Genomic DNA, 14,620 nt, shown 5'->3' with positions numbered 1-14,620 from the left:
GTCTTAACTATTTAACGTTAGCCTTAGTTGTTAACTTAATTGGTGAATGAATCGTCTTCTTGACTTTCTTACCTTGATAATGGTCATAAACAGCGTCTAAACTCATCGTCCCCATTAAGTCCCAACGTTGGGCAATCGTAGCAGTCCCTTGTCCATTCTTAATCATCTTCAAGAATGAAGCTTCACCGTCAAAACCAACGACCTTGATGTCTTTGTGGCTACTACCTGAAACAGCTTTAGCAGCCCCAACAGCCATCGCATCGTTTTGAGCAAAGATTGCTTTGATTTCTGGATGGGCTTGAATAATATTTTCAGCAACAGTTAACCCTTTAGCACGGTCAAAGTTAGCAGTTTGCTTAGTAACAATATCCAATTTACCTTTAACAGCACCATCAAATCCTTGACCACGTTCACGGGTGGCAGAAGCCCCTGGAATACCTGTAATTTCAGCCACTTTACTACCTTCACCAAGTTGCTTGATCAGGTAATCACCAGCCATCTTACCACCTTTAACCGAGTCAGTTGCAACGGTACTTAAAACTTTACCGCCATCACTAGAACGGTCAACACAGACGACTGGAATACCCGCTTTATTAGCACTCTTAACTTCTGGCGTAATTGCTGAAGAATCACAAGGGTTGACAATAATAGCATCAACTTTCTTCTGAACAAAGTCTTCCACGTCGTTATTTTGTTTAGCAGTATCATTTTGGGCATCAGTAATTTGGACTTTAGTTCCGTTCTTTTTAGCATAATCTTCAATTTTATTCTTTAAAACAATAAATGCTGGATTAGATAAAGTTGAAATTGAAACCCCAACAGTTAATTTATCTGGCTTTTTCTTCTCAACTTTATTTGAAGAACTTGTACCACTACTTAATCCAGTACCACCACACCCTGCTAGTGCACCAGCACTAAGTAACACTACTGCTCCAATTGTTAACAGACGCTTAAATGAACGTTTCATTTTCTTATTCCCCGCTTCTTTTGGCCCCTAGGCTTTATTTTTTTTACGGTCTAACAAAACAGCAATCAAAATTACAACACCTTTTACAATTTGTTGGTAGAAACTAGAAATTCCTAATAAGTTCATCCCATTATTCAATGTCCCAATAATTAATGCACCAACTAGGGTTCCTGTAATACGACCTTTCCCGCCGGCTAAACTAGTCCCACCAAGGACAACCGCCGCAATCGCATCCATTTCATATGAGGTCCCAGCATCAGGTTGCGCTGAACTCAATCGTGAAGTTAAAATCATTCCGGCCAATGACGCCATTAGGCCTGAAATCGTGTAAATCAATATAGTTGTTTTATTAGTGTTAACCCCAGCAACAAATGCGGCTCTTTCGTTACCACCTAAAGCATATGTCTTACGACCAAACGCTGTCTTGTTTAAAACAACAAACCAAATCAGGAAGGCTACAACCATGATAATAATCGGAAATGGAATTCCAAACAGGTAACCGCGCCCAACGTATTGGAAGAGAAAGCTATTATTCAATGCATTGCTGGAAATTGGATTCCCGTCTGTAAAGACATAGGTTGCCCCACGAAAAATGGTCATAGTGGCTAAAGTTGCAATGAACGCAGCCGCCTTCCCGTAAGCAATGATGAAACCATTCAAACAGCCAAATAATGCACCTAACAATAATCCAAAAAGAATCGCTAACCAGGCCGGTGTCCCACTTCCGATTGTGGAAGCAGTAACTGCACCCGTAAAGGCAAGAATAGAACCAACAGATAAATCAATGCCACCAGTTAAAATAACAAAGGTCATCCCAAAGGCAATAATGGCATTAATCGAAGTCTGCCGTAGCAGATTAAGTAAGTTATCTGGTTGCAAGAAGCCTGGATTAGCAATTGTTACTACCAAGACTAGTATCAGTAGTGCAATTACTGTTCCCATCTTGCTGATAATTTGTTTAAAATCAAACTTTTTCTTTGGTGTCTCATTATCTACTTGTTGCATTGACTGTTCCTCCCGTTGCGAGCGTCATAACCATATCTTGAGTAGCGCCTTTGGCATCAACCACTCCGGTAATTCGCCCTTCATAAACAACCGCAATTCGATCACTCATACTTAGAACTTCCGGCAAATCACTGGAAATCATGATAATCGCTACATTTCGGTCGGTTAACTCATTCATCAGTTCATAAATTTCACGTTTAGCTCCAACATCAACCCCACGAGTTGGTTCATCCAAAATTAACACCCGGGCACCTGATCCAACCCACTTGGCCAAAACAACTTTCTGCTGATTACCACCGGATAAACTTCCCGCAGAAACATCCGCACCCATTGCTTTAACTGTTAGGCGTTTCATTAGCATCTTCACAAAGTCATCGATGGTTTTATCATCAATCAGACCATGTTTTTTGAACCCTTCAATTGAAGGTAAGGCAATATTGTTGTAGATCGAATCTTCCAGAATCAGGCCTTCATCTTTGCGGTCTTCCGTCAAGAAACCAATATTATGCCTGATGGCTTGCTCTGGTGTATGAATCGAAACTTTCTTGCCATCTAATAAAATTTCACCCGAAGTTAACTTATCAATCCCGAAAATAGCGCGCATAATTTCAGTTCTTCCGGCACCCATCAAGCCCGAGAAACCTAATATTTCACCATCATGGACTTCAAAGTTAATATCATCAAAGACACCATTTTCTTTGAGATGTTTTGCTTCTAAAGCGACTTTACCAATTTTGGGATTACGATCCGGATAAAATGACCCAATGTCACGACCGACCATGTCATGAACTAATTGTTTCATTGCAACATCAGCAACTTTATAAGTCGCAACTGAAACACCATCACGCATAACCGTCACACGATCTGCAATTTTAAAGATTTCTTCCATCCGATGAGAGATATAAATAAACGAAACCCCTTTGGCTCTTAATTTATTGACAACTTCAAATAATTGCTTAATTTCATTACCAGTTAAGGCCGCCGTTGGTTCATCCATGATAATCACTTTAGCATTAGTCATTAATGACTTAGCAATTTCAATCATTTGTTGATTACCAACAGTTAACGACCCAATTGGTGCCAATACATCAATATTTGATCCCAACTCACCTAAATAATGATTTGCTTGCTTGATCATCGTCTTCTGATCCATTAATCCAAACTTGGTTCGCAATTCCTTACTTAGAAACATGTTGTCAACAACCGACATTTCCGCAAAATTATTCATTTCCTGATGAATAAATGAAATGCCATGTTGTTCTGCATCTAGTGGACCTGAATAATGGACTGCTTTACCATCCACTAGAATCTCACCACCATCGGACTTTAAAAGTCCGGTAAAAATATTCATCAATGTTGATTTTCCGGCACCATTTTCACCTACAAGTGAATGAACTTCACCCGGTTCAACAGTTAAATCAACACCTTCCAAAACATGGTTTTCACCAAACGATTTCGAAATATTCTTTAATTCAACTTTCAACAACAATCACCTCCACAGGTGTATAAAGCGCTTACATTAGTGTGCGTTTAATTTATTTTGATAAATTTTGAGCATGATACTTCACAGTTTGAATCGCATCGTTCCAATTTTGTAACTTCTGCTGACGATCGGCTGGTAACAATTTAGGTTCATAGTAACGATAGTCCAGATATGTGCTTACTTGACTGCTATCGTAAAATCCGACCGCATTCCCAGCAATCAAAGCGGCTCCAAAGGCACTCATATCTTCATTATTAGGAACTGCGACACGTAAGTTACTAAAATTACTCTGACACTGCATTAAGAAATCATTGTGGGTAGGACCGCCATCAACAAATAGATCATGGCTAATGTGGTCGATATCATTTACGGTTGACTCAATAACTGCCTGAATTTGTAAGGCAATTGCTTCTAAGCTAGCCTTAACGAACTCTTCCCGCCCAGTTGTCGATGACATATTAACTACCGTTGCTCGGGCTTCATTTAACCAGTATGGCGCTCCCAAACCAGTAAATGCTGGCACAATCACAGTTTGATCTTTTGAATTAGCAGCAAGTGCTAACTGTTCGGTCTCACCAGCATCATGGATTAAATGTAGTCGATCTTTCAACCAAGTAATCAAAGCACCAGTGTAATTAATATTTCCTTCCAGAACATAAGCAACATTACCGCCTTGTTGCCAGCCAATAGAACTAACTAATCCAGCAGTAGATCGCACCAACTCAGGTCCAACATTGACCATAATTGAGGAGCCCGTTCCATAGGTTGCCTTCAATGCACCTACTTCGGTACCACCTTGGCCATAAAGGGCAGCTTCTGAATCACCAAGAACACCATGAATCGTTACCGGTTGTGATAAAACACCATTGAAATCAGTCTTACCAAAATCACTATCAGATGGCTGAATTGTTGGCAACGCATCTTCTGGGATTCCGAATAAATTCAATAACTCTGGATCCCACGTTAGTGTTTTAAGATCCATTAACTCAGTTCGACAGGCATTCGAGGGTTCTGTGACAAAGTAACGGCCGTGAGTGAGTTGAAATAGCAACCAACTATCAATAGTGCCTAAACACAAATCATGCTGATTAGCAGCTTGCTCCACTTGTTCATTATGTGTCAGCAACCAAGCCATCTTGGCTGCTGGAAAATACGGAGATAACGGTATCCCAGATTTTTCTCGTACAAGGTCGTCCAATCCCGGATGTTTCATACGTAGTTGCTGACAAAGCGCGTCAGAACGCGCATCTTGCCAGACAACTGCCAATCCCAGAGGTTTACCGGAACTCCGTGACCAAGCTGCAACGGTTTCTCGTTGATTAGTTAAGCCAATCGCTTTAATACTGGTTGCGTCAACGTCAGCAACTTTCACTACTTCATCAATGCAACTCATTAAGTTCGCATAGATTTCATCAAGATCATGACTGATCCAACCTTGATCATTAATGATTTGTCGATGTTTACGATTTGACTTCGCGACAATTTTACCTTGCTGATCATATAAAAATGCTTTAGTACTTTGGGTACTTTCATCAATCCCAATTATATAATCTGCCATAATATAACCTCACGCCTTCAACAATTTTTCAACACGATCAGCAATATCTTGAGTATCAATACCGTAATACTTAAAGACCTCATCTTGTGTGCCAGCAATCGCTGGTGCATCCGGAAAACCAACGAAGTCTACCTTAGTATCTCCTCGCGGTGCAACTACTTCAGCAACTGCTGAACCTAAACCGCCGATAGTTGAGTGTTCTTCAATTGTCACAAAATGATGGGTGGCATCAGCGACAGCATTAATCATCTCTTTATCAATCGGTTTAACACTAACCAAATCGACAACCTTAGCTTGAATCCCGCGTTGTTTAAGTTCGGTTGCAGCATCAACGGCAATTGCTACCGTTTCACCTGCTGCCAGCAACGTGATATCATCACCATTATCAACAACTAAGTTAGCTTTGCCAGGGCCTTTGAAAGCTACTTCAGCACTGTCATACACGTCTGTTAAAGCTTTCTTACCAATTCGAATATACGCTGGTAGATCAGACTTAACCAAATATCTCATCAATCCTTGCGTTTGAGCACGATCGGCCGGCATATAAACTTGTAAATTAGGTAAAGCCCGCGTTGTTGCTAAATCTTGTAACGAGTGATGGGTATTACCCAAGACACTATAAGAATTCCCGCCACTAATTCCAACTAATTTAACATTCGTATTAGAGTACGTTACATCAACTTTAACTTGTTCAATACTCCGAGCACTCAGAAAGGCCGCTGGTGAAAATGTAAACGGCCGCTTACCGCTGTGAGCCAAGCCAGCGCTAACAGTTACTGAGTTTTGTTCGGCAATTCCCATTTCGATCAATTGATCTGGAAGCTGGACTGCAAATGGGCTTAAAGAAGCCGAACCTCTTGAGTCACTAGTAACCGCCAGAACATCTGGATTGGCCGTTGCCGCTGCAATCAACTCTTCACAAATAACGTCGCCCGCTTTTTTACTATTACTCATTACGTAACCTCTCAATCTCTGCGTCGAATTCTTGCAAACCTTCTTGATATTGTTCTTCAGTCGGAACCTTGTGATGCCAAGCGGCCTGGTTCTCTGCAAAGCTGACGCCTTTGCCTTTAACCGTATCAGCTAAAATTAAACGTGGTTTGCCAGTCTCGTTTGGTGCTGACAAAGCTGTAACTAATTGAGCCATATCATTGCCATCCACTTCTTGAACGTCAAATCCGAAAGCTTCATATTTTTCAAATAGTGGCTCGCTGTTCATCACATCTTTGATGGGACCACTAATCTGTAACCCATTGTGGTCAATAATTGCTGTTAAATTATCCAGTTTAAAACTACCGGCTGCCATCGCAGCCTCCCAAACCGAGCCTTCTGCTTGTTCACCATCACCCATTAGGACAAAGGTATGATAATCTTGATGATTTAATTTAGCTGCCTTAGCAATCCCCACACCTAGGCCCAAACCATGACCTAATGAACCGGTATTCATTTCGATCCCATGAATATGGTTAGTTGGATGTCCAATATAATCCGATTTGAATTGTGAATAAGTGAGTAAGTCTGACTTTGGAATAAAGCCTCGCTCAGCTAAAACATTGTACAAAATTTCAACGGCATGACCTTTTGATTGGATATAGCGATCACGGTTAGGGTCATCAAATGCATCTGGTTCTTGTTTCAATACGCTGAAATATAACGCGACTAAAATATCAGCACAGGACAAATCAGAACCAGTATGTCCTGTTTTGGCCCGGTAGATCATTTCCCAAGTTGCTTTCCGAACTTGCGCGGCAGTAATTTTTAGTTCCTTAATATTTGAACCAAGTTCTTCTGTATTCAAACTATTTCCCTCCTATTTAACGATCGAAGTAATATCTCCACGTAAATATGCCTGAACATCATCTTCAATTGGATCATAGAAATCAGGTGTTACGCCAATATACTTACATGCTTCATAAAGGATTGGTACCACATCGTCAGTAACAGCAGCAATGTGATGGATGTATGGTCCATATACCAGTTTGGTTTCAAATCGGTTTAAATTCTTAAATTGCAGCCAAAGATAGGTTCCTTGTTCATATGGTCCGGCAACCGCCTCAGCATTCCCCATTAACATCGAATATTTGCCATTGTCACCATCAAAACGACAAAGTGTGTAATTGCCTGTCTGGGCTTCAAACGCAACTGAGCCAGGATAATCAAAAACAAAATGTGATTTCGGTAGTGATGGTCGATTCTTGGCTGTTGAAAATGGGAAAACACCTAAATGTTGTAATAATTCACCGTTTGGATTTTCTGGGTGTCGGCAGTTCACATCAGCAAAGACTGCCTTATGTTCGCCCAAAGTTGCAGCTTCAACGATCAACTCTGAGATGACCCCATGGATATCAGTTTCACAAGTTACCGGCATACCTTCATCTTGCAACAAGGATTCAGATGCATAAGGTAAGATACCAATTAAGTCTTGTAATGCCGTCCAGCATTGAATTGCCCCAGCATTGCAACCATACTCAATCATTTTATGCTTTAGTGCGACCTTCAAAGCTGCGACCATGTTTAAATCCTTGTCACTAATATCAATGTCGGCAACTTGACGTAACGTCGCAATGGTTTCATCGATTTCAGTATCGTTATCTTTTTGGCAAGCATGAATTTCATCAACAAGTTCATTCAGCGGAATTGGTGACATTGAAATATTGAATCGTTCAAGTAATTCGCCTTCATTAACCATGGTTGACCAGAAATCAAATGGTCGTGGACCGACTTGCAAAATTCGCGTATTTTTAAATGTTTTAACAACATTGCATACTTTAATGAAATCAGTAACACCACGTTCAAATTCCGGATCATCAATATCAACATTAACTAAATAGGTAAATGGGACTTGAAAACGTCGTAAGACCTTCCCAATAGCGAATAAACCACACTGTGTATCGCGTAATCGCGAGCCATCTGCTGCTGGTGCTTCATCCTTAGGTCCCCACAAGAGCACTGGAACATCAAATTGTTTAGCTAAACGAGCACACTCATATTCAGTTCCAAAGTTCTCATTCGCTAAAAACAAACTATCAATTTTAGCAGCTTTAAATTTATCGGTGATTTTATTCATGCCCGCATCATCATAGAGCAAGCCATCATCATTTACGTCTTTAATATCGACATAATTGACCGCCATCGAATCAAGCTTGTCCCGTGTCTTATCGGCAAATTCAATTGCTGCATCTGCGGAAAAAATGTTTCGACGCGTTGGCGCAAAACCAATTTTAATTTCATCTAATTTACTCATAAATATTTCCTCCTAAACGCTTTAAAAAGAAATCGCTTTCACAAACACAGTATAAGTTTATACATAAACAAAGTCAACAAGATATATAAACAAAACTAAAGTTTAGCTATTTTCCTGTTTATTTAAAATCTATCTATGTTATTATTGGAATCATCAAAGACATTAATGGAGTTATGCATATGAAAATGGATGATATTGCTCAACTAGCGAATGTATCCAAATCGGCCGTCTCGATTGCCCTAAACAATCGCCCCGGCGTAAGTGATGAAACTAGACAGCGCATTTTAAAAATTGTTAAAGAACAAAACTATTCGCCGCAGCATCGATTGCACAAGGCTCCGGCCAAATCAATTCTGCATTTTATTACAATTAGCCCTGAAGATCACACTCAACAAGCGACTAAACTACCTTTCTTTGCCAGTTTAATTGCAGAATTTTCTGTGATTACACAGCAAAAAAGTATTGGTTTACAAATTGAAAATCTCGAGCCAGCACAATTAGCAGATCGAATTTCAACCATTGATGAGGATGCTCCCGGATACTTCGGAACCATCGTTTTAGCGACTGCATTAAACCGTAAACAAGTTGAAAGCTTTACTAAAGCCTTAAAACGAGTCCTGATATTGGATGCCCCATTTAAAAATCTTTCAGTCAACGCTGTTTCAATTGACAACTATCTTGGCGGTTATTGTGCCGCTAATGAATTATTAAAACGTGGTTATGAAGATATTGGTTACGTGGCAGCTCGAGAACCATACCCTAACTATCTTGAGCGTCAACAAGGCTTTAATGCCCGATTAGCCGAAGCACAGATGAAAATTCATTTGAAATATCAAGTTGGTTCAATGACCATGAATCAAGATAGCGATATGGCTACTATTTTTACAAAGCCACTACCCCGTGCATTTTTCTGTGATAATGACTATATCGCCATTCGACTAATGCGGTTGGCCCAACAAAAAGGACTGAAAATTCCGCAAGATTTAGCCATTATGGGGTTCGATGATATTGGCGAGGGACGCGTAACTAGTCCTGATCTCACTACTGTCCACGTCCCCGTGACCACCATCGCTAAAGTTGCTGTTTCACGATTACAGGAAATAAAAGACAACCAATTAGTCGATTACCACTTAAAACAATACGTACAGCCACAAGTTACGATTCGCCATTCGATCTAATCAACCAGAAACTAAAAGGGCATAGCGTTTGAAAACGAGCCTGTTTTCAAACGCTATGCCCTTCTTAAATTGATGCTGATCATCACTGCACCATTAGTTTTGTTTTAATTGATCAATTAATTGTTCGTGGTCGGTCAGCCGCTGCAACTGGACTGCACTTAAATGCTTAATTTTGGCATAGATATAACCAAAGACCTGACCATTATCTTTACGGCCCTGGTTAGCCAAAACCATAATCATTAAATAAATAGGTTTGCCGTCTATTTTAACCTCACCATCAAACGAAATGGCAAATAATTCATAAGCATCGACTAATTCAGTGGAAGCATGCGGAATCGAGATATGATTTAAGACTAGTTGATTGCCAGCCTCTTCACGGTTAATCAGTGCCGTGGCTTGGTCATCGGTCAACAGGCCAAGGTCACTAAATTTAGCTAATCCATCACGCAGCACACGCTTAGCACTATGATGGACACCTTTCAATCGAACAAAATGACTCTTTGGGAAAAACTTCAGTAAGTTCTCCTGAATGTAACTCTCACTCCCCAAATTCTTAAGTCGATCTAACTCATCCTGGCTGATGATGCCATCAAAAGTGCTGTCAAAATGAACTGGTACGCGTAAATCATTGGGATGCAAGCCATTACCGATCACCAAGTCGAAGTCAATATAAGCGAGCCGTGTTTCCATTTGTTCTCTCGAAAATACCATTTCAATATCTAGGTTCGGTACCTGTTCGGTAATAATCATTTTGTTGATATTTGCGACAGATTGACGTGTTCCATACATTAAAGTTCGAACATTATGGGCAACTGGCGTTTCAATTGCCCGTAAAACGTACAGCGCGATATACTCATCTTCAATTTGACTGCTTTTAAATGTACTTTGTAACTTTTTCGTTAGATCAAAAGCAAAATCAAAGGCGAACGGGTTTTGAATTTTAAGATAGCGAATTTGTTCAAGTAATGATTCTGGCACAAACGTTGGAAACATCGAACTACGACGTAGATGGTTCAAGATTTCACTGGTAAAATTATTATCCAGCGCATCTAATGTATACCGCGTTTTAGTGACTTGAATCGCTGTTTGAACTTTAACCATCGTCAGATCAGTTAATAGTTTAAGCTTAATCTCAAAGAAATTAGTCAAAATACTAGCAACGCTAATGTTAATTTCATGCCGTACGAACTCATTTAATAATGTCTGGTTCGATACGGTCACGGCTTGTTGCGCAACTAAATAACAAGCCAGGATCTGAGCATGCAATTGTCCTGCTGTTAAATAGTCAAATAGTTGTTCCGGCAGTTGTTGGCGAATAATCCGTGCTGGCGTCTCAATTTCCGGAGCTAGTTGCCATTGTTTTAATTGTTTCGTCACTAGTTGCTGATTATCTAAAATCAAGGCTGCTAAAACATCAATTTTAGAAATATGCTTTATTTTAAGGGCAATCCCAATTCGGGGTTTAGAACTAATTTTTAAAACATCCTGGAACCGCCGATTCAACTTTTCAATATTGTTAAGAATATTTTGACGCGATAAAAAAGTCTTTTCTGCTAATTCAGCCATACTAATATTTGGTTGAATTAGCAAGTGAAGCAGGACCAAATCACTTTCATTGTTAACTCTCGTTAGCAGTTGATTAAAGTTAGCCGTATTTAATACTAGCAAATGATACTTTTTAACACTTTCAACCGATCCAATCTTTTCAGTTGCCAACAAAGTATTGATTTGAGCAATATCACGCACAATTGTTCTTCTAGAAGTCGCTAATAGTGTCGCTAATTCCTCGCCTGAAAGGTCGTGTTCCTGTAATAATAAGATAATCCTTAATTCCCGTGAATTCAGCATATTTTACGAACGGATTCCCTGCTCCATTCTTCTCAGTCCCTCCTGTAGTTTCGAGATTGGGCACGCAATGTTCATCCGTAAATATTGGCTATCACCATACGTTTTCCCAGGCATAATGCCAACCCGGCCTTGATTGACTAATTTGGACTGTAACGCTTCCGATGTTAACCCTAACTTTGACACATCCATCCAAGCTAAATAGGTCGCCTGCGGCTGTTTAAAGGTAACTTCTGGCAATTGTTTTTGTAAAAAGTCAGACAAATAATCAAAATTGTTTTGCAAATAGCTAATTAATTGTAACAAATAATCAGCACCTGTATTATATGCCGCGATTTGCGACTCGATCCCAAAGATGCTAGCTGATGACAAGGCATTTTTCTGTTTCAATTCCACTAAAAATGCTGATCGTAATGCTTCTTCTGGTTCAAATAAATACGAGCCAATTAATCCTGGCGTATTAAAGGTTTTCGTCGCGGAGCAACACAAGACTACGTTTTTTTGAACGTACGTCGTAATCGGCGTATAGGTTGCGGCTGAAAAAACGATATCTTTATGAATATCATCCGAAATAATAAACACATGGTATTGCTGACAAAGTGCCACCATCCGTTTCAATTCGGCTGGTGAGAAGACTTTCCCCGTTGGATTATGCGGATTGGTAACCAATAAGATCTTCGTATTATGCTGTGCAAGCACCGTCTCTAAAGCATCCCAGTCAATCTGATAACCCTGTTGTGCGCTGCCTAACCTCACCGGCATTAATAGTCTATCATTATCCTCAATAACATGATAAAACGCATCATACATTGGCGTAAAGACCGCAACACCGTCACCAACCTCAGATTTCAGCCGCATGAAAGTCGCAATTGTGAAGACAACACTGGGACTATATAAAATCCAATCTGGATTGGGCTCATAGTCATTCTGATTTTTAAACCAGTTTACAATACTATTTTTATAATCGTCATGATTCCAACGTGTATAGCCGTAAATTGGATGTTCAATTCGCTTTTTTAAGGCGTCCTGAACGCCAACTGGGACTGGAAAATCAGTATCTGAGATCGAGAATGGGATAATGTCTGATCGACCAAACCGATCCTGAATGTAATCCCATTGCGTGCTATAAGTTCCACGACGATTAATAACTTGATCAAAATTATACTTCATCTTTGACACTCCTCCGCTCGATAAATAAACAGACATGTCATCAAACATGCCTGTTTATTAATATTCTTTTAAAAGTGGCATGTATCGATTATTTATCTTCAACCTGCGCAAGCTTTTCTTGTTCTTTCTTTTCGCGCCGCTTTAACCAAGCTGACTTGAAAGTGATAATGAAGAACACGTTCAAGAACAACCCAATTGCCAATGAGAGATAGAACCAATACCATGGCTTTTCCAAACCAATTAATGGATCAAAGATCCCAATCCCAGGCGCCATCCGTTGAACATTTAACATGATCGTAATCGCACCGGTGATCCCACCAGCAAGCGTGTTCGCCGCAATCATTGGTAACGGTGCCGCCAAAGCATATGGAATCGCAGGTTCAGTCGCAACTGTCATCCCAACTAAGAATGAACTCCAGCTAGCCGCTCGTTCTTGTTTAGAGAAGAGGCTTGGACGAATCCAAGTGGCAATTGCCGCTGCCATTGGTGGTAATAACGTTACAACCCCAACAATCCCGTACCAGTTATAAACACCGGAACTTAACAATGAAAAACTAAAGAACCAAGCGGTCTTGTTGATTGGGCCACCCATATCGAAAGCCAACATACAGCCAACTAGGAAGCCGCCGCCCAACTTCATTGAAGTTGGAATGTTTTTCAAGAATGCTAAGAGGATACTCATTAACCAACCCATAAATGGTCCTAACAGGTAATAAGTTAATAGTCCAAAGACTAATAATGTCACAAACGGAATAATCATAAACCCTAAAATTGATTGGAAATTCTTACCCAGTTTAACTTTCTTGAAATATTTAACAAAGTAACCAATTGATAGCCCAACGACAATCGCGCCCAAGAAACCAGCACCAGATTTTGTTCCTAGTAAATCAGTATCATTCGCCAAAAAGGTTACTAAGAAGGCCGGTGCAAAGGCTGGCTTATCACCAATCGCAAACGCAATATAGGCACCCATAATTGGAATCATGAACTGAAAGCCTAAATTACCAATGCTGGTAATGACCCAAGCCAATGATGGCTGTACGCCCTTAGCCAAGGCCGTATTGGGCATCCCAAATTGAACCATCATACTACCGATCGCGATTAATAACCCACCACCGATAACAAATGGCAATGCCGCCGAAACACCAGCCATCAGGTAACTCATCACGCCGTCTGTAACGGCATCTTGTTCACTACCTAGTTTAACTTTTGAGGCCTCAAAGACTCTAGCCTTATCATCAATGTTGTCAAATAACGTATCGATTTCTTTTAACGCTTCTGAAACCGGTAGTTCAACAACTTTTTTACCATTAAACCGTTGCTTATCCTCATCTGTCATCCCTTTACCAAGGGCTAAGATGACATAATCCGCCGTAGCAATTTGATCTGGTGTTAACTTGTTTTCAACCCCGCTAGCACCTTGCGTTTCAACATGAGCTTCATAACCGAGCGACTTTGCTTTTTCTTCAATCGCTTCAGCAACCATGTAAGTGTGCGCAATTCCGGCCGGACAATTAGTAACGGCAACAATTTTCATATTTGCCATTTAAAATCCCTCCTCTAACTAATTGCTTGATTAATTGCATCCAAAACAGCTGACTGATCGCCATTTTTTAAAATGGCCACAAAATCTTTATGAACTAACTTACGACTTAAACTAGCTAATAACTTCAAATGAACATCTCCAGCATTTGCTGGGACCAATAAACTGATAAACGTATTTACCGGTTTGCCATCCAATGATTGCCATTCAATCTCATTGGCACTGCGACCAAATAGAATCGTTGCCGTTTTCACATTGTTTGATTTAGCATGTGGAATCGCCACACCATTGCCAAAACCAGTTGTTGATTCAACTTCACGTTCGTGATAATCCGCAACTAGTTGGGCTTCGTCATCAACAACATCAATCGACTTTGCTAATTTGGCAAGATCCTTTAAGATACTATCTTGATCGGCACCCTTAAGCGCCATGTTCATATGACTTACTTCAAACATTGCCATGTTTTTCAACTCCCTTACTTATTTACAAGTTCAGTATATGTGATAGCGCTTACACAGTTAATACACACTTTGTCACTAACCCTGTGACATTTTTCTTTCAATCAAGAGCAGAATCTAACGCAACATCAGTTTAAAAAATCAAAAAAATTGGTTTGAGTAAAGTGAC

12 protein-coding genes are annotated in these 14,620 nt (G+C 40.1%); 1 reads left to right on the top strand and 11 read right to left on the bottom strand.

The window, feature by feature from the left end; genetic code table 11:
• Positions 1–7: 7 nt before the first annotated feature.
• The 7 genes from FFM74_RS11410 to FFM74_RS11380 are packed head-to-tail and all read right to left on the bottom strand — an operon-like array spanning position 8 to position 8,257.
• The gene (locus FFM74_RS11410; RefSeq protein ID WP_137626755.1) at positions 8–967 is read right to left on the bottom strand and encodes a substrate-binding domain-containing protein; all 960 of its coding nucleotides are present in this window, start codon (positions 965–967) and stop codon (positions 8–10) included.
• Positions 968–994: 27 nt separating this feature from the next.
• Positions 995–1,972 (bottom strand): ribose ABC transporter permease, encoded by a 978-nt coding sequence (gene rbsC, locus FFM74_RS11405; RefSeq protein WP_137626754.1) that lies wholly within the window; start codon positions 1,970–1,972, stop codon positions 995–997.
• On the bottom strand, positions 1,956–3,455 hold the full coding sequence (locus FFM74_RS11400; protein WP_137626753.1) for a sugar ABC transporter ATP-binding protein: 1,500 nt from the start codon (positions 3,453–3,455) through the stop codon (positions 1,956–1,958). The genes rbsC and FFM74_RS11400 overlap by 17 nt, the downstream gene beginning before the upstream one ends.
• A 52-nt stretch (positions 3,456–3,507) precedes the next feature.
• Positions 3,508–5,013, bottom strand: coding sequence for an FGGY-family carbohydrate kinase (locus FFM74_RS11395; protein WP_137626752.1), 1,506 nt, complete (start codon positions 5,011–5,013; stop codon positions 3,508–3,510).
• A 9-nt stretch (positions 5,014–5,022) separates the two neighbouring features.
• Positions 5,023–5,967 (bottom strand): transketolase family protein, encoded by a 945-nt coding sequence (locus FFM74_RS11390; RefSeq protein WP_137626751.1) that lies wholly within the window; start codon positions 5,965–5,967, stop codon positions 5,023–5,025.
• Positions 5,960–6,811 carry a transketolase gene (locus FFM74_RS11385; RefSeq protein WP_223877224.1) on the bottom strand — a complete coding sequence of 284 codons (852 nt, stop codon included), beginning with the start codon at positions 6,809–6,811 and terminating at the stop codon, positions 5,960–5,962. Before FFM74_RS11385 ends, FFM74_RS11390 begins: the two co-directional genes overlap by 8 nt.
• A 12-nt stretch (positions 6,812–6,823) precedes the next feature.
• Positions 6,824–8,257, bottom strand: a complete 1,434-nt coding sequence (locus tag FFM74_RS11380; RefSeq protein WP_137626750.1) for an L-fucose/L-arabinose isomerase family protein — start codon at positions 8,255–8,257, stop codon at positions 6,824–6,826.
• A 179-nt stretch (positions 8,258–8,436) separates the two neighbouring features.
• Between FFM74_RS11380 and FFM74_RS11375 the strand changes: the two genes are divergently transcribed.
• Positions 8,437–9,435 (top strand): LacI family DNA-binding transcriptional regulator, encoded by a 999-nt coding sequence (locus FFM74_RS11375; protein ID WP_171000727.1) that lies wholly within the window; start codon positions 8,437–8,439, stop codon positions 9,433–9,435.
• Positions 9,436–9,528: 93 nt separating this feature from the next.
• On the opposite strand, the gene FFM74_RS11370 is transcribed toward FFM74_RS11375, so the two are convergent.
• The 4 genes from FFM74_RS11370 to FFM74_RS11355 all read right to left on the bottom strand — a co-directional run bounded on the left by FFM74_RS11370 (position 9,529) and on the right by FFM74_RS11355 (position 14,454).
• Positions 9,529–11,283, bottom strand: a complete 1,755-nt coding sequence (locus FFM74_RS11370; RefSeq protein WP_137626748.1) for a putative frv operon regulatory protein — start codon at positions 11,281–11,283, stop codon at positions 9,529–9,531.
• Positions 11,284–11,286: 3 nt separating this feature from the next.
• Positions 11,287–12,450, bottom strand: a complete 1,164-nt coding sequence (locus FFM74_RS11365; protein ID WP_137626747.1) for a MalY/PatB family protein — start codon at positions 12,448–12,450, stop codon at positions 11,287–11,289.
• Between the two features lie 88 nt (positions 12,451–12,538).
• Positions 12,539–13,996, bottom strand: a complete 1,458-nt coding sequence (locus FFM74_RS11360; RefSeq protein WP_137626746.1) for a PTS fructose-like transporter subunit IIBC — start codon at positions 13,994–13,996, stop codon at positions 12,539–12,541.
• Positions 13,997–14,010: 14 nt separating this feature from the next.
• A complete protein-coding gene (locus FFM74_RS11355) occupies positions 14,011–14,454 on the bottom strand; it encodes a PTS fructose transporter subunit IIA (RefSeq protein WP_137626745.1) in 444 nt (147 codons plus the stop codon).
• Positions 14,455–14,620: the final 166 nt, after the last annotated feature.

It is taken from the genome of Lactiplantibacillus pingfangensis (genome assembly GCF_005404945.1).
Taxonomy (GTDB): domain Bacteria; phylum Bacillota; class Bacilli; order Lactobacillales; family Lactobacillaceae; genus Lactiplantibacillus; species Lactiplantibacillus pingfangensis.
The sequence above is the reverse complement of the archived record's forward strand: the minus strand, read 5'-3'. Positions and strand labels throughout refer to the sequence as shown.